The sequence below is a fragment of the Microbulbifer sp. HZ11 genome (assembly GCF_000708675.1).
In the GTDB taxonomy this organism is placed as follows: domain Bacteria; phylum Pseudomonadota; class Gammaproteobacteria; order Pseudomonadales; family Cellvibrionaceae; genus Microbulbifer.
In genome coordinates this window covers 827,295-844,290 of record NZ_JELR01000002.1, presented here as the reverse complement: position 1 = coordinate 844,290, position 16,996 = coordinate 827,295, and the positions used below count along the sequence as shown (strand labels likewise).

Annotated in this window: 13 protein-coding genes; 9 read left to right on the top strand and 4 right to left on the bottom strand. The window is 57.1% G+C overall.

Features of this window, described 5'->3' with window-relative positions; genetic code table 11:
• Window positions 1-5 precede the first annotated feature (5 nt).
• Window positions 6-1,343 (top strand): lipopolysaccharide assembly protein LapB, encoded by a 1,338-nt coding sequence (locus AU11_RS11260; RefSeq protein ID WP_043319445.1) that lies wholly within the window; start codon window positions 6-8, stop codon window positions 1,341-1,343.
• Between the two features lie 325 nt (window positions 1,344-1,668).
• Window positions 1,669-2,238, top strand: a complete 570-nt coding sequence (locus AU11_RS11255) for an energy transducer TonB (protein ID WP_051687200.1) — start codon at window positions 1,669-1,671, stop codon at window positions 2,236-2,238.
• 84 nt (window positions 2,239-2,322) lie between these two features.
• Here the strand turns inward: AU11_RS11255 and ilvD are convergent, their stop codons facing one another.
• The 4 genes from ilvD to AU11_RS11235 all read right to left on the bottom strand — a co-directional run bounded on the left by ilvD (window position 2,323) and on the right by AU11_RS11235 (window position 8,126).
• Window positions 2,323-4,158, bottom strand: a complete 1,836-nt coding sequence (gene ilvD / locus AU11_RS11250; protein WP_043319443.1) for a dihydroxy-acid dehydratase — start codon at window positions 4,156-4,158, stop codon at window positions 2,323-2,325.
• Window positions 4,159-4,342: 184 nt separating this feature from the next.
• Window positions 4,343-5,656 (bottom strand): amino-acid N-acetyltransferase, encoded by a 1,314-nt coding sequence (argA, locus tag AU11_RS11245; RefSeq protein WP_043319441.1) that lies wholly within the window; start codon window positions 5,654-5,656, stop codon window positions 4,343-4,345.
• A gap of 242 nt (window positions 5,657-5,898) precedes the next feature.
• A complete protein-coding gene (argE, locus tag AU11_RS11240) occupies window positions 5,899-7,053 on the bottom strand; it encodes an acetylornithine deacetylase (RefSeq protein ID WP_043319440.1) in 1,155 nt (384 codons plus the stop codon).
• A gap of 50 nt (window positions 7,054-7,103) precedes the next feature.
• Window positions 7,104-8,126, bottom strand: coding sequence for an AraC family transcriptional regulator (locus AU11_RS11235; protein ID WP_043319438.1), 1,023 nt, complete (start codon window positions 8,124-8,126; stop codon window positions 7,104-7,106).
• A 157-nt stretch (window positions 8,127-8,283) separates the two neighbouring features.
• Here AU11_RS11235 and AU11_RS11230 point away from each other — a divergent pair, with 157 nt between their 5' ends.
• The 7 genes from AU11_RS11230 to AU11_RS11200 all read left to right on the top strand — a co-directional run bounded on the left by AU11_RS11230 (window position 8,284) and on the right by AU11_RS11200 (window position 16,956).
• Complete coding sequence (locus AU11_RS11230; RefSeq protein ID WP_043319435.1) at window positions 8,284-9,264, top strand: quinone oxidoreductase; 981 nt, start codon at window positions 8,284-8,286, stop codon at window positions 9,262-9,264.
• Window positions 9,265-9,274: 10 nt separating this feature from the next.
• On the top strand, window positions 9,275-10,123 hold the full coding sequence (locus tag AU11_RS11225; RefSeq protein WP_043319434.1) for a TauD/TfdA family dioxygenase: 849 nt from the start codon (window positions 9,275-9,277) through the stop codon (window positions 10,121-10,123).
• Between the two features lie 46 nt (window positions 10,124-10,169).
• Entirely contained in the window at window positions 10,170-11,222 is a 1,053-nt protein-coding gene (locus AU11_RS11220; RefSeq protein WP_043319432.1) for a 3-keto-5-aminohexanoate cleavage protein, read from the top strand.
• A gap of 109 nt (window positions 11,223-11,331) precedes the next feature.
• The gene (locus tag AU11_RS11215) at window positions 11,332-12,615 is read left to right on the top strand and encodes an MFS transporter (protein WP_043319430.1); all 1,284 of its coding nucleotides are present in this window, start codon (window positions 11,332-11,334) and stop codon (window positions 12,613-12,615) included.
• Entirely contained in the window at window positions 12,612-13,253 is a 642-nt protein-coding gene (locus AU11_RS11210; protein ID WP_043319427.1) for a DsbA family protein, read from the top strand. The genes AU11_RS11215 and AU11_RS11210 overlap by 4 nt, the downstream gene beginning before the upstream one ends.
• Before the next feature lie 26 nt (window positions 13,254-13,279).
• Complete coding sequence (locus tag AU11_RS11205) at window positions 13,280-14,287, top strand: YeiH family protein (protein ID WP_043319425.1); 1,008 nt, start codon at window positions 13,280-13,282, stop codon at window positions 14,285-14,287.
• A gap of 305 nt (window positions 14,288-14,592) precedes the next feature.
• Window positions 14,593-16,956 carry a TonB-dependent receptor gene (locus AU11_RS11200; protein ID WP_043319423.1) on the top strand — a complete coding sequence of 788 codons (2,364 nt, stop codon included), beginning with the start codon at window positions 14,593-14,595 and terminating at the stop codon, window positions 16,954-16,956.
• Window positions 16,957-16,996 lie beyond the last annotated feature (40 nt).

Sequence of the window (16,996 nt, the reverse complement as noted above, 5' to 3'; positions counted from 1 at the left end):
CGCATATGAATATGACGACCGTGACGAAAGGCCTCTCCAGGCTCGTCCTGCGCACGTCCGTAGCGCTGCCCCTGGTCCTGGCGCCGGCAGTGAGTGTAACCGTGCTGGAGGCTGTGGGTGTTTCCACTTCTTTCGCTCAGGCGGAAGCCCAGAGCGAGCAGAAGACCCGCAAAACGCCTTCCATGCGCGAGAGTGCATTCAAGCACCTGGGTAAAGCCCAGGAAGCTGCCGATGCCCAGAACTGGCCGGCGGCCTTGGCGGCCCTGCGGGAAATGGAAGCGGGTAAAGACAAGCTGAACGGTTACGAAACCGCGCAGATGTACTACTTCTACGGCTTCGTTTACTACAGCATGGAGAAGTATCCGCAGGCGATTACCTACTACAAGAAGGTACTGGATCAGGGGGAACAGAACCTGCCGGTGGCTCTGGAGGTGGGTACGCTGTTGACCGTAGCCCAATTGTACTTCGTAACCGAAGACTACAAGCAGGCGGTCAACTACCTGAACCGCTGGTTCAAGGTGGCCGACAATATCAACGCGGACTCCTACGCCCTGCGCGCCCAGGCTTACTACCAGCTGGGTGACAACAACAAGGCACTGGCCGATATCAATCAGGCCGTGTCCATGTACGAAAAAGAAGGCAAGACCCCCAAGGAAAACTGGTTGGGCCTGCAGCGTTTCCTCTACTACGAGAAAAACGACTACAAGCAGGTGGCCAATATCCTGGAGAAGCTGGTCAAGTACTATCCGAAAGGTGAGTACTACAAGCAGCTGGCGGGTATGTACGGTGAGCTGAAGCGTGAAGACGATATGCTTCACATGATGGAAGCTGCCTACATTGCCGGTGCCCTGCAAAAAGAGAAAGAGCTGTTGAACATGGCTTATCTCTTTATGGGTGCGGAAATGCCGTACAAGGGCGCCAAGGTAATCGACAAGGGCATGAGTGAGAAGAAGATTGCCCGCAACTCCAAGAATCTGGAAACCCTGGCTCAGGCCTACCAGATGGCCCAGGAGCTGCAAAAGTCGATTCCCGAACTGGAAGCTGCTGCAAGCATGTCCGACAAGGGTGATCTTTACTCTCGTCTGGCCGGTATCTACCTGGACCTGGACAAGAACAAAGAAGCTCTGGATATGGGAAGCAAGGCACTGAAGAAGGGCGATATCAAACGCCCGGATCAGCTCTACATCGTGCTGGGTATGGCCAACGCCAATCTGAAGAAGTACGACGCTTCACTCAAGAACTTCAAGAAAGCCCTGGAAGACAAACGTTCCGAGAAGTTTGCCAAACAGTGGATCACTTTCGTAGAGGGTGAGCAGGAGCGAGAGAAACAACTGGCGATGTAATGCTTATACCGATCAGATGTTTTTCCAGAAAGAGACCGCACAATGTGCGGTCTTTTTTTTGCCTGTGAATGGTATGTGGCGTAATTTTGATCGATTAATGGGAATTATTTGCAATCTCGTTGAATTCAACTAGAACTGTAAGTAGCTGATCAGCTTTTTCCATCGCACCGATTCACCCTGTGCGTCAGTGCGTTTCAAACAACACCCAAAAATAAAAAGGAGAGGTGTTATGGAACTGGCTTATCCTCCCAATTCCTTATCAGCTTCATCGATCTTAAATTCTTCACCTTCCGGTCGGCCATCGACCGCCGTGGGAAGCCTGGCGATGGCCCTGGGGGTTACCGGCCTGCTGCTATTTGGTATGTCGCAGCTGATCGCCACCGACTTTGAAGCACCACTCGTGGAGCCTCCTCCAAAAGTTGCACCGATTCATATGCCGGATGTAAAGCCTACGGTGCACCGGCAGGAGACCGTTAGTAAGCCAAAGGAGTTACCGCCCCCGGTGGCACCGACTACAGTTGAGCGCACCGTGGAGCCTGGTTCTATTCCACTGGATATTCGCCCACCGGCGTCAACCCGGACCAAAGTGAATACCGCAATCATCAGCGCGGATCCACTACCCATTTACAAGCCGGCACCCCGCTACCCACGGCGTGCGATGGCCAGGGGAATAGAGGGCTACGTAGTGGTTGAATTCACCATCAGCAAGAACGGCAGTGTGAAGAATCCGCGGGTTGTGGGTGGTTACGATACCGCCGGGGCGCCGACGGATGTGTTTGATCACTCCGCGTTAAAGGCCGTTGAGCGCTTCAAGTACCGACCAACGGTGGTGGATGGTGAACCGGTTGAAAAGCACGGTGTACGCAACCGGATCTCTTACAAGCTGGCAGAGTAACGACTTCGTCAGTGCACTCCATTAATGGATAAAAAAATAGCGGGCAGTGCCCGCTATTTTTCTTACCGCTGGGTGACCCCAGGATCAGTCGATTTCTCGCACCGCGCCTTTATCGGCACTGGTTGCAAGCAATGCGTAGGCTTTCAGTGCGCGGCTTACCTTGCGCGGCCGAACCTTCGCCGGCTTCCAGCCTTCTTCACCTTTCGCGTTCATTGCGTCGCGGCGGCGTTGCAGTTCCTCTTCCGGAATATCGATTTCGATCAGACGCTTGGGAATGTCGATACGGACCAGGTCGCCATTTTGTACCAGAGCGATATTGCCGCCGCCGGCCGCTTCCGGTGATACGTGGCCGATTGAAAGGCCTGAAGTTCCACCTGAGAAGCGGCCGTCGGTAATCAGCGCGCAGGATTTACCCAGGCCTTTGGATTTCAGGTAACTGGTGGGGTAGAGCATTTCCTGCATGCCCGGGCCGCCTTTGGGGCCCTCATAGCGCACGATGACCGCCTCACCTTCCTTCACCTTGCCTTCAAGAATATGCGCAACGGCGTCTTCCTGGCTTTCGACGATGTGAGCGGGGCCTTCAAAGTGCCACAGCTCTTCTTCCACCCCGGACGTTTTTACGACACAGCCGTTGGGAGCCAGGTTGCCAAACAGCACCGCAAGGCCGCCCTCGGAGGAATAGGCGTGCTCGACGGAGCGGATACAGCCCTGTTCGCGGTCGCCGTCCAGGTTGTTCCAGCGGCAGTCCTGGCTGAACGCGGTCTGTGTTGGAATGCCGGCTGGGCCCGCACGGAAAAACTTATGCACGTCGGGGTTGTCGGTACGACGAATATCCCACTCTTCCAGCGCTTCTTTAAAAGAGCTGCTATATACCGTCGGCAGACTCGCATCCAACAGGCCTCCGGCTTCCAGTTCGCCGAGGATGGCCATGACACCGCCGGCACGGTGCACATCTTCGATATGGTATTTCTGGGTATTGGGAGCCACTTTGCACAGCTGCGGAATTTTGCGCGACAGGCGGTCGATATCGGACAGGTCGAAGTCGATCTCGCCTTCCTGGGCCGCCGCCAGCAGGTGCAGAATGGTATTGGTGGAGCCGCCCATGGCGATATCCAGGGCCATCGCATTGCTGAACGCGGCGCGGTTGGCGATAGAGCGCGGCAATGCGGAAAGGTCGTCTTCTTCGTAGTAGCGCTTGGCCAGTGCCACGATTTCGCGGCCCGCGCGCAGGAACAGCTGCTCGCGGTCGGCGTGGGTAGCGAGCATGGTACCGTTACCGGGCAGCGACAGGCCCAGTGCCTCGGTCAGGCAGTTCATGGAGTTGGCGGTGAACATACCGGAGCAGGAGCCACAGGTGGGGCAGGCGGAGCGCTCGTACTCGGCTACCTTCTCGTCGCTGGCATCGTCGGTAGCGGCGATCACCATCGCGTCCACCAGGTCGAGCTTGTGGTCGGCAAGCTTGGTTTTGCCCGCTTCCATGGGCCCGCCGGAAACGAAGATGACCGGAATATTCAGGCGCAGGGCCGCCATCAGCATTCCGGGGGTTATCTTGTCGCAGTTGGAGATACACACCAGTGCGTCGGCACAGTGGGCGTTCACCATATATTCCACGGAGTCGGCGATGATCTCACGGCTGGGCAGGCTGTAGAGCATGCCGTCGTGGCCCATGGCGATACCGTCGTCCACGGCAATGGTATTGAACTCTTTGGCTACGCCGCCGGCTTTCTCGATTTCTCGTGCCACCAGTTGGCCCATATCCTTCAGGTGTACGTGCCCGGGCACGAACTGGGTGAAGGAGTTGGCCACGGCAATAATCGGCTTGTGGAAATCTTCATCCTTCATGCCGGTGGCGCGCCACAGGGCGCGGGCGCCGGCCATATTGCGGCCGGCGGTGGAAGTGCGAGAGCGGTACTGAGGCATAGCGGTACTTACTAAACGTGTAAACGTGGATCAGAATTTGGTGGTTTGCCCGAAGTTTGGGCGGGGCAGCAATGTACCCCGGGGACGCGACAGATTAGCAAAATGGAAGCGCTATTGCGCGGTTGCCAAAAGTAGGGGAATCCTGCGCAAGACCTGTCCGTCTCGGGCAGAGTTTCATGCAAGTCTATTGCGCTTTCAGCGGCTTGCGTAAAACGCGGGAATTTCGCTGAATGTTGTATAGAGACTTACGGCTGGTGGGCAGATCCGCGACATCCACCTGGGTAAAGCCGCGCTCAATAAACCAGTGTTCGGTCTGGGTGGTCAGTACATAGATGTCCGCCAGATCCAGCGCCCGTGCCTGGCGCTCCAGGTGATGCAGCAGCTTGGCGCCGCGGCCGCCGCCGCGAAACTCCGGATGAATGGCCACGCAGGCAATTTCTGCGGCGATAGTGTCGCCCTGATCGTCTAGGATCGGATACAGCGCCGCACAGGCCACCGGGGTGCCATCCACTTCCACCAGGGTAAAGTGGTCGATCTCCGACTCGAGCTTTTCCCGGGAGCGGCGTACCAGAATGCCCTGTTTCTCCAGTGGCCGGATCAGCCCGAGAATCCCGCCCACGTCGTTGATCCGCGCCCGCCGGATCACCTCGTAGCTATCCCGGTAGATCATGGTGCCGGCGCCCTCACGGCTGAGCAATTCCTGCAGCAGGGCGCCGTTGTCCGCGTAACTGAGCAGGTGCACTCGTTGCGTACCCGCATTACAGGCTTTGATGGCACAACTCAGTGTTTCGCTATCGAGGTGGTCGGCAACGTCTTCTGCCTGATGGATACTGAGGTCGTAAATCGTCTCGCCGTTTACTTCCAGTTGTGGCTGGTCGCGAAACAGGATCAGCTTTTCTGCCTGCAGTGCCTGAGCCGCCTCGGCGGCGAGATCCAGATAATTGAGATTGAACAGCTCGCCGGTCAGCGATGTGCCAAAGGGCGATAGCAGCACCAGCGAGTTTTCGTCCAGTGCACGGCCAATCGCCTGCACCTCCATCCGCCGCACCTGTCCGGTCCAGCGCATATCCACGCCATCGATAATGCCCACCGGACGTGCGGTGACAAAGTTACCAGACACCACCTTCAAGGCCGAGCGCGCCATGGGGGAATCCGGTAACCCTTGGGAAAATGCCGCTTCAATTTCAAAACGCAGCTTGCCCACGGCGGCCTTGATTACCTCCAGGGTTTCACGGTCGGTAATTCGGGTATTGCCCTGGAAGCGGCTTTCAATACCGGCGCTTTCCAAGGCGCGGTTTACCTGTGCACGGGCGCCGTGCACCAGCACCAGCTTTACGCCCAGGCTGATAAACAGGGTGAGGTCGTGTACCAGGTTGCGAAAGTTCTCGTGCTCAAACCCTTCCCCCGGAATCGCAACCACCAGGGTTCGCCCGCGCAGATCATTGATATAGGGCGCGGCGTTTCTGAACCAGTTGAGGGTGGTGGTTTCTGTATTCACGAGCTTTGATATTCTGCAGATTAATCGTAAGTCGGCTCAATATACCGTATTTTCTGCGGCAGCAGTGGTTAATGTTAAAGCGGGGATTTGTTCGGGCTGGATGGCGGTGCCGCTACCGGGTGCACTTTTGCGAAACACGTCGTGAACCCATCCATGGGGACTCTTCCGCGAGGTCCCTCTCGCGGAAGGTCTCGCAAAAGTGCACCCGGTATCGCCACCTTCTCTCGGACTTCTAAACGCTGTCAGAGGCAAAACTTCCCGATCATCCCTTTCAGCACGTCGATCATCGGATCGATCCGTTCAAGGCCGAGGTATTCATCCGGCTGGTGCGCCTGATCAATATCCCCGGGGCCGAGAACGATTGTCTGCATGCCGAGCTTTTGCAGGAAGGGCGCCTCGGTGGCGAAGGCCACGCTTTCGGCACTGTGCCCGGTCAGCTGTTCGGCTACCTGCACCAGCTCCGATTGCGCCGGCTCTTCGAAAGCCTCCACGCCGCCGATCAGGGATTCCATTTCCAGCTGGATCTTCTCGCCGCCTATTACGTTTTTCAGGCGCTGGTGCAGTTCCCCACGCAATTCGTCCATCGGCATGCCCGGCAATGGTCGCAGGTCAAATTGCAGTTCCGTGTGCCCGCAGATGCGGTTTGGATTATCGCCCCCGTGAATACAGCCGAGATTGAGTGTCGGCACCTGAACGGCGAACCCGGGATTGGTGTAGCGTTCCTGCCACTCTCCGCGCAGTTTCAGAATTTCTCCCATCGCGGTATGCATCGCCTCCAGCGCGCTGGCGCCATACGCGGGGTTGGAGGAGTGGCCGGCCTGGCCGGTGATGCGCAGCCGTTCCATCATCATGCCCTTGTGCATACGGATGGGCTTCAAGCCGGTGGGTTCGCCGATGATAGCGTAACGGGCCTTGGGCAAGCCGGCCTTTACCAGTGCGCGCGCCCCGGACATGGAGGTTTCCTCATCCGCGGTGGCAAGGATGATCAGTGGCTGCTGCAACGGCTTGTCGGCAAAGGCTTTCGCGGCTTCGATCGCCAGCGGAAAAAAACCTTTCATATCCGTGCTGCCGAGGCCGAAAAAACGGTTGTCGCGCTCGCTCAGTTTGAAAGGATCGGATTTCCAGCGGTTGTCGTCGTAGGGCACGGTATCGGTGTGCCCGGCAAGTACCAGCCCGCCATCGCCCCGGCCAAGGGTGGCGATCAGGTTGGCTTTATGGGGCTGGTCTTCCATGGGCATGATTTCAATCTTGAAGCCCAGGGTTTCCAACCAGGCGGCAAGCAGGTCGATAACGCCGCGATTACCCATATCCAGTTTGGGGTTGGTGGCGCTGACGCTGGGGCTGGCGACCAGCTGCTGCAGCTGTTGCTGAACTCCCGGCAGGTTGCGAGCGCTCATGGTGTACGTCCTTTTGTGGTTTTCGACTTATCTGTTCTTCAGCGATTTAATCAATTATTCGGCGCACTTTCGTCCGTGTCGTGTTCGGCGCGCCAACGGGCGGGGGACATCCCAAACTGGCTGGAAAACCAGCGAGTGAAAGAGCTTGCCACCGAGTAGCCGAGCATATCCGCAATTCTGCCAAGAGAATAGTTGGGGTTAGTCATGTAGTGCACCACCAGGTTGCGGCGCACTTCATTAATCAGGTCGGAAAAGGTTTCCCCACTTTCTTCCAGCTTGCGCTGCAGGGTGCGCACGTTTACCCCGAGGGCATGGGAGATCTGTTCTATATTGGCGCGCCCCATGGGCAGGAACAGATAAATCGCCTGGCGAACCTCGTACGAAAATGGCTGCTGTTTGGAGCCAGGCAGCGAGGCAATATAGGTTTCCGCATATTTCGCCATGGCTGGATCGGCGGATGGATTTGGACTGTCGAGATCCGCTGCCGGACAGACCATGCCGTTAAAGTCGGAGCCAAACTCGATTTTGCAATTAAAAATACGCTTGTGTACCTGCAGATCCGGCGGCGCACTGTGTGTGAAATTGACGCTGATCGGGTGCCATTGGCCGCTCAGTAGTGCGCCGCACAAACGAAACAGTACACCGATGGCGAGCTCGGTTGCCTGACGGGACGGGCGTGCGGAACTGGTTACAACTTCCTCGCGCACAATCACCACGTTACCGGCATCTTCCAGGTGCATGACCAGGGCATCGTTCATCAGATGCCGATATTTGATGGTGGTATTTAACGCATCGCGCAGAGTGCGCAGATGTGGCAGCAAAAGACTGATAGCACCGAAATCCGACAGTTGGCGAAATTCCGCCAGACGCAACCCGAACGTCGGGCACTGACTTTCTTCCGCGGAAAGTTCCAGCAGATTAACCACCGCATCTACCGGGATACGTGTATCCGCCTGCCCCAACACCGTCGGACGCAACCCGACATCGTGCATCAGACGCTGGTAGTTCAGACCCAGTTGCTGGGCCAGCTCGGCATAGTCATTCAGCGCCGCAGCGCGAATCTGACTCGTCATTTATCCATCCTCGGACGGTTTTTCTTTCATTTTAGTGTGTCATGAAAAGAAAAGTATATGTCGCTGGAAGTGAAGATGCGGAGAGGGGGAACCCATAGAGTAGATACCAGAAGTGAATATCAACCGAAAACGCGAAAGCACTACAGGAGGCCTGGGAATGGTCAAGGCTGTTCGATTTTATGAAACCGGGGGCCCCGAAGTCCTGCGTATCGAAAATGTCGACGTGGGTAAACCCGGACCCGGCGAAGTGCGTCTGCGCCACGTGGCGGTAGGTCTGAATTATGCGGATACCTATTTTCGCAATGGCACTTATCCCATCCCCATGCCCAATGGTATCGGTGTGGAAGCTGCCGGTGTGGTGATGGAAGTGGGTGCCGGTGTGACCAATGTCACCACAGGTGACCGTGTCACCTACACCGGTTTCCTCAACACCCTCGGTGCCTATTCGAGCGAGCGACTGATTCCCGCGGCGCCACTGATCAAACTGCCGGAAACCATTGCCTACGAAACCGCGGCGGCCATGACCATGCGTGGCCTGACGTCCGCCTATCTGATGCGCCGTATCCACGATTTCAAAGCAGGGGACACCATTTTGCTGCACGCCGCCGCCGGTGGTGTTGGCCTGATTGTTTCCCAATGGGCGAAGCTGCTCGGTCTGAATGTCATTGGCACAGTATCGTCGGAAGCCAAGGCAGAAGTGGCGCGGGCACATGGTTGCGATCACGTGATCAATTACAGCTGTGACGATGTGGTTACCAGCGTACGCGACCTGACCAGCGGCGTTGGCGTGGATGTGGTGTTTGACAGTGTTGGCAAGGACACCTTTATGGCGTCTCTCGATTCGCTGAAACGTCGCGGACTGATGGTTTGCGTCGGTACCGCATCGGGCACCATACCGCCTTTTGATCCACAGCTGCTGGCGATGAAAGGGTCGCTGTATATGACGCGCCCGGCACTTGCCGACTACATTGCGGACCCCGCAGAAAAAGAAGCACTGGCCGGCGAGCTGTTCGATCTGGTGGGTAGCGGCCGGTTGAAGATCGGTATCAATCAGCATTACGCACTGGAAGATGCAGTGCAGGCGCACCGGGATCTGGAAGCGCGCAAAACCACCGGCTCATCGATTTTCATTATCTGAGGTGTCGACCATGCGCATTGAACCGCTGACCTGCAGTATCGGCGCCGAACTGTCCGGGATCAATCTCGCCGACGCCGTTCACGACGATGGACTGTTCGAAACCATTCGACAGCTTCTCATCGAGCACAAGGCACTTTTTCTGCGCGACCAGAATTTTTCCCGCGCGGAGCATGTGGCGTTTGCCGAGCGATTTGGCGAGCTGGAGGATCATCCGGTTGCCGGGTCTGACCCTGAGTACCCGGGTCTGGTGCGGATTTATAAAAGTCCGGATCAGCCCGCAGACCGCTACGAAAATGCCTGGCATACCGATGCCACATGGCGCGAGGCGCCGCCGTTTGGTTGTGTGCTGCGCTGTATCGAATGTCCGCCGGTGGGCGGCGACACCATGTGGGTCAATATGGTGAAGGCCTATGAAATGCTGCCCGAGCATGTGAAAAAACAGATCGAAGGTTTGCGTGCACGCCATTCCATCGAGGCTTCTTTTGGCGCCGCCATGCCTATCGAAAAACGCCTTGCGCTGAAAGAACAGTTTCCCGATGCGGAACACCCAGTGGTACGCACACACCCGGACACCGGAGAAAAAATCCTGTTTGTGAATGCGTTCACCACGCACTTTACCAACTTCCATACCCCGGAGAATGTGCGCTTCGGTCAGGACGCGAACCCGGGTGGTGCAGACCTTCTGCGCTACCTGATTAGCCAGGCAACGATTCCCGAGTACCAGGTACGCTGGCGCTGGCAACCGCACAGCGTCGCCATCTGGGACAACCGCAGTACTCAACATTATGCCGTGATGGACTATCCGGCCTGCCACCGCAAGATGGAGCGCGCCGGCATCGTGGGCGACAAGCCTTACTAAATCACTATTCGAAAAAAAATAAATTGCGAAGGATGAGGAGTGAAGAATGCAGTTCCTAGATGATTCCCTGCACCCGCAGAACCAGGACAAAGTAGTCATTACCGTAGCGCCTTACGGACCTGAGTGGATGCCGGAAGATTTTCCGGAAGATATTCCGGTCACCATGGAGGAGCAGATTCAGAAAGCCGTCGACTGCTATGAGGCCGGCGCCACCGTATTGCACCTGCACGTACGAGAACTGGATGGCAAAGGCTCAAAGCGCTTATCCAAATTCAATGAACTGATTGCCGGTGTGCGCGAGGCGGTACCCGACATGATCATCCAGGTGGGTGGTTCCATTTCTTTTGCCCCGGAAGAAGGGCAGGAAGCCAAATGGTTGTCTGACGACACCCGCCATATGCTCGCGGAACTGACGCCGAAACCGGATCAGGTAACCGTGGCCATCAATACCGTGCAGATGAACATCACCGAGTTGATGCATGAAGAAGACGTTGCCGGTACCAGCATCTGCGACCCGGCCTATTGGGAAGCGTATCGCGAAATGACCGTGCCCGCAGGACCGGGCTGGGTGGAGGAGCACCTGAAGCGTTTACAGGCGGCCGAAATTCAGCCGCACTTCCAGCTGACCGGTATGCACTCGCTGGAAACTCTGGAGCGCCTGGTGCGGCGTGGTATTTACCGCGGTCCGCTGAACCTGACCTGGGTGGGTATTGCCGGTGGTTTCGACGGTCCCAACCCCTACAATTTTATGGAGTTTATCCGCCGCGCGCCGGACGGTGCCTGTCTCACTCTCGAATCTCTGATGAAAAATGTGTTGCCGATCAACACCATCGCCATGGCGCTGGGCCTGCATCCACGCTGTGGTATTGAAGACACCTTGATCGACCAACACGGCAATCGCATGACCTCGGTGGCGCAGATCCAGCAACTGGTGCGTCTGTCACACGAACTGGGGCGCGAAGTCGCCAACGGACAGGAAGCGCGAGAAATCTACCGCATTGGCACCTGGTATAAAGACGCCAATGAAACTCTGGCGGCCCATGGTATGGCGCCCAATCGCAAGCTCGGACAGAAAAATGTTCCGCTGCGCGGGTATTGATCCAGCAATCCCGATACGCAGCTGTTGAGCCTCGCACTGGCGGCCCTGTGCCACCAGTGACGATGCGACCGTGCACCTTCTGTACGCCGGCTTTCTGCGAGGAACCGCCATGGCCCACTATGCCGACAGCGATATCCCGGTCGTCTCCGTATCGCGCCGTTACGCCTGGATTATTTTCGCCCTTACCTTTGGCCTGCTGATTTCCGACTATATGTCGCGGCAGGTTCTCAACGCCGTATTTCCGCTGCTCAAACTCGAGTGGCAATTGAGTGACGCCCAGCTGGGTTCCCTTTCGGGTATTGTTGCCCTGATGGTCGGCCTGCTCACTATACCGCTCTCCCTTCTTGCCGACCGCTGGGGCAGAGTGAAAAGCCTGACCCTGATGGCGCTGCTGTGGAGTCTCGCCACCCTGATGTGCGCACTGTCCGACAGTTACGCGGAAATGTTTGCGGCGCGTTTTCTGGTGGGAATCGGTGAAGCTGCCTACGGCAGTGTCGGTATCGCACTGGTGATCTCTGTATTTCCACCGAGCCTGCGCGCGACTCTGGCGGGTGCCTTTATGGCCGGCGGTATGTTGGGGTCCGTGCTCGGTATGGCGCTGGGCGGGGTACTCGCGGAGCACCTCGGCTGGCGCTGGGCATTCGCCGGCATGGCCATTTTCGGCATCGTCCTTGCGCTGATCTATCCCGTCATCATTCGCGAACAACGCGTGACGCCGGCTACCTCTGTGGCTAGCGCGCAGCGCCCATCCCTGCGAGGCCTGGTCAACAACCCATCTGTGCTGTGTGCCTACATCGCCAGCGGCCTGCAACTGTTTGTCGCGGCGTCGCTGATGGCCTGGATTCCCAGCTTTATGAACCGCTATTACGATCTCGGAACCGACAAGGCCGGTATGGCCGCAGCGGTATTTGTTCTGATCAGCGGTGCCGGCATGGTGGTGTGCGGCAATCTGTGTGACCGGCTGTGCCGGAATCGCGCGGAGCGTAAAATTTCGCTCGCCATCATTTACTGCCTGTTGTGCTGCCTGTTTCTGGGCGTCGGGTTTCGCCTGGAGTCTGGGGTAGTGCAGCTGGTGCTGATCGGCCTCGGCATGTTCCTGGTAGCGGGGACCACCGGACCTGCCGGCGCCATGGTTGCAAATCTTACGCACGCCGCAATTCACGGAACCGCTTTTGCAACTCTGACGCTGGTTAACAATCTGCTTGGTCTGGCGCCGGGGCCGTTTGTTACCGGCATGTTGGCGGATGGGGTTGGACTCTCTCAGGCTCTGGCACTGGTGCCAATCATGAGCCTCGCATCGGCACTGGTTTTCTACTGCGCGAAGCGCCATTACCGGCGGGATATTGCCAGTGTGCGCGATCTATCCACACAGGGAGCGGTAGTCGCGGCATGAGTAATCTGAAAATTGAAGTTGCGTTTGATTTTATCTGCCACTGGTGTTTTATCGGCAAACGCAATCTGGAAATTGCCACGGCTTTGCTGCGTGAAAACCTGCCGGAATTGCATGTCGACGTATTCTGGGTGGGAGTGCAATTACTACCGGGGCTTCCTGTCGCTGGTGTTCCGTTCAAGGAGTTCTATCGCCAACGGTTGGGAAGCGATGAGGCGGTGCGTATTCGTCAGGAACAGGTCAGTCGCGCTGCGTTGAACGCCGGCATCTCCTTGCGCTTGCAAAATATTCCGATCATGCCGAATACGAAACTGGTTCATCGGATTTTTAATCGAGCGCAGCGGCTAGGCACTACTGCGCAGGCGGACGAGTTTCTCGAATGCCTGTTTCACGCGTACTTTATTCACGGGCGCGATATCGGCGATGCGGAAACCCTGCTCGACATTGCCGAGGCCTGTGCACTGGATAGCCGCATGCTGGCGGACGGTGCGGCTGTGGCTCCGAAGTCTTTTCACTCGGCTTCCGCGGTGGAGGGGGTGCCGAGTTATACCTTCAATCACCGAATGCGCCTGCACGGTGCGCAGCCGCCGGAACAATTATATGCCGCGCTTTGCCAGGCGCTTGACGAATTGTCTGTGTAGGGACGCGAACAGCGAGAGGTTGTCTCATGATTGCTGCTACCTGGGTTTCTGTGCGCTCGCGATCGCAGGTTCTGTTACCCGGAATGATTGCCAGTACCGTAGTGGCCGCTGCGGCGAGTTTTCTTTCCGAACATTACTCCGCGCCGGTGATGCTGTTTGCCCTGTTACTGGGAATGGCGATGAATTTCCTCGCAGCGGATGGACCCTGCAGGGAAGGTATTGAATTTACCGCGCGTACGATATTGCGTATCGGTGTCGCCCTGTTGGGTATGCGGATCACCTTTGACCAGGTCGCCTCCCTGGGGTGGGGGCCGATCATCCTGGTAATTGGCATCGTCACCGCGACCATTTGTGTTTCCGTGGTGCTCGCCCGGGCACTTGGTTTTCAGTCGCTGTTTGGCGTATTGACCGGCGGCGCCACCGCGATCTGCGGCGCTTCCGCGGCGATGGCGCTGTCCGCCGCCATGCCCGCACACCCGGCCAAGGAGCGCGCAACTCTGTTTACCGTGGTGGGGGTTTCCGCACTGTCGACCATGGCCATGATTGCCTATCCGATGGTGGTGCAGTGGTTTGGGCTGGGTGATGTGGAGGCGGGTATTTTTCTCGGCGGCACCATCCATGATGTGGCTCAGGTGGTCGGTGCCGGCTACAGTATTTCCCATGAAGCCGGTGACACCGCCACTATCGTCAAACTGATGCGCATTGCCATGTTGTTGCCGGTGATTCTGTGTGTCGTCATGATCGCCCGCGCCCGGGGTGCGCAGGATGGTGGCAAACGCCCACCGCTACTGCCGCTGTTTGCGGTGGTTTTTGTCTTGCTCGCCGCGGTCAACAGCACCGGCTGGGTACCACCGACGGTGCAGCAGTTTGGCAGCGACCTGTCGCGCTGGTGCCTGGTTATCGCGATCAGTGCGCTGGGCATGAAAACCCAGTTAAAAGAACTGGCCAAGGTCGGGTTCAAACCGATACTGCTGATGCTGATCGAAACCACGGTGCTCGCGGCGATGGTCCTGGCGGTTCTCTACTTCAGCTGACCGATCATATCTCTTTCCTGCTCTGCTTAATACCGCTGCATGCGGTGTGAGACCCTGCAAAAGTCGGTGTACTTTTGCGGGTTTTTTCTTTTTCTCGGACGTGCAAAAAACATGCAAAAAAGTTGCCGAGTGTCGTCAAATGAAAACTGCCTGTCGCCTCAAGAAAAGTCCAGATTATCGCCCTCTTTTAGAGTGACTCCGTGGCCGAGCGTTCCGGGCCACCCCACATGCTGACCGATGGCGATGTTTTATTTCGGTCAGTCACGCTTCAGTGCTGAGCATTGAAGTATTCTGAGGAGACAATAATGAAATTGATACGCACCAATCCTGATAAAGATAATTCCACTGGACTGGTACAGCCATCGCTGTTGGCCCTTGCTATTGGCCTGGCGATTCATCCGTTAAACGGGTTGGCTGAAACTGGCGATACGAGAGAATTGAAAATTGACGAAGTCACTGTCACCGCACAGAAGCGCAGCGAAAGCTTGCAGGATGTGCCCGTCGCAGTGGACGCCCTGACCGGGGATCAATTGGCCAAAGCGGGATTCCGCGATGTCGACGATGTCGCTGCACAGATTCCGTCACTGATCGTGACCAGTAACCTTTCCCCACTGAATGCCACCTTCCGCATTCGCCGTATCGGCAATGAGGGCAATATCCCCACCTTTGAACCGGATACCGCATTAATCATCGATGGTGCCTTCCGCTCCCGTTCCGGGGTGGGCCTGGGTGAACTCGTCGATGTGCAGTCGGTGGAGGTGCTTAAGGGACCCCAGAGCACGCTGTACGGAAAAAATGCCAGCGCCGGTGTCATCATCGTCAACACCGAAGCTCCGACCCCAGACTTTGCCGGTATGGCCGAATACGGTTTTGGCTCCGAGGGCTTGAGCCAGTTCAAGGGCTCCGTCAACGGCGCGATCGGTGACGGTGTCAACGGCCGTGTCAGCGTTTCCAGCACCCGCCGTGATCAGATGATCGAGAACACCCTCGGAGAAGGCGGTGACAGCCAGGACGGACAGGCGCTGCGCGTGCAGCTGAGCGCCGATCTCTCCGACCGGCTGACGTCCCGACTGATTCTGAGCCGTATGGAGCGGCACATGAACACCATGCTGGGGGATACCTGGTACAGCCCCACGGTCGTAACAGTGGCTGGCGCCATGTCCCAGTTTGGCGCCGGCAGTGCGGTGACCAATAACGATCCGTCGGATCGCATTATCGAGCAGGTCGGTACCAACGATTTCGACCAGCAGGTGACCGACGGCGTACTGCAGTTTGAGTTTTCCGGTGACGGATACCTGTTTAATGCCATTACCGGATTTGAGGATTACACGTCCAGCAACATCATGTACGGCGTGGAGCAGATGCCTTCGGATCTGCTGGTATTCAATGACATGCAGGAAGGACGCTCTTTCTCCCAGGAACTGCGCCTGATGTCGGATAACAGTGACAGCCTCGAATGGCTGCTGGGTGGCTTCTACTACAACAATGCCTTTACCCGCGGTGACAGCGATGGTGCGGAGTTTGAACTGCAGTCGGATATTGCAATGCTCGGCAATGTGGTCGGCTCGGTCCTCGGTGTACCCGAGCAATTTCGCCCGGCGCTGTTTGGCAGCGATGGCGATACCGGCGATGTTTTTGCCGAGCAGGACACCCGGAGCTATGGCATTTTCGGCACCCTCGGTTATCACTTCAATGAGAGCCTGAAACTGGACACCGGTTTGCGCTACTCAATGGATGCGAAAGACGGAAAAGTCGAGCAGCACACCACCACCGCGCTCGGGTGCGTGCTCAATAATCTTGCCTGTTCTCTCACGCCGGATGCCAGCGATTTCGAAGACAGCGACAGCTGGTCTGCGGTTACCGGCAATGTCACTTTGAGCTGGTTTGCCAATGAGGACACCATGCTGTACGGCACCTACTCCCGGGGCTTCAAGGCGGGTGGCTATAGCCTGCAGTGGGGAGACTTCAGTGAAGAAGCGCGGCCGTTCGACGAAGAGGATATTGATAACTTCGAGCTTGGCTGGAAAACCGAAACCTGGGGAAATCGCGCGCGCATCAATGGCAGCGTATTCCATACCGAGTACACCAATTTCCAGAATGCCACCTTTATCGGTCTCGCGTTTGCGGTCAACAACGCAGAGAAGGTTGTAGTTGATGGCATTGAACTGGACTCCACCTGGCTGCTCAGTGAAAACCTGACCGGGGTAGCAAACCTTGCCTATATCCAGGCCAGGTACGATACCTATACCGGTGGCCAGTGTTACTACGGACGCGCACCGGAAAATGCTCTGGGGCAGTGTGACCTGAGTGGGGAGACTCTACCGTTTGCACCGGAACTGACCGGCAACCTGGCGCTGGAGTGGGAGCAGCCCCTGGCCGGCGGGGACTTCTATTCCCGCGTGGATTATCGTTATACCGGACAAGCCAATTACAGTTCTGAGCGCGATCCCCGTCATCAGGAAGATGCCTACTGGGTGGGTAATCTGCGCGCGGGTTGGCGCAACGATACCTGGGATATTTCCACCTGGGTTCGCAACCTGCACGACGAGGTGTATTTCATCCAGAAAACCGCCTCGCCAATTGCATCAAAGCTGGATGGTGGCGCTTCCTATCAGGCGTATACCGGGACGCCGCGCATCTTCGGTTTGACTGCGCGTATGCATTTCTGAGGAATTTCCCGATATTTGGTTCAGTGGAAATTCACTGTTG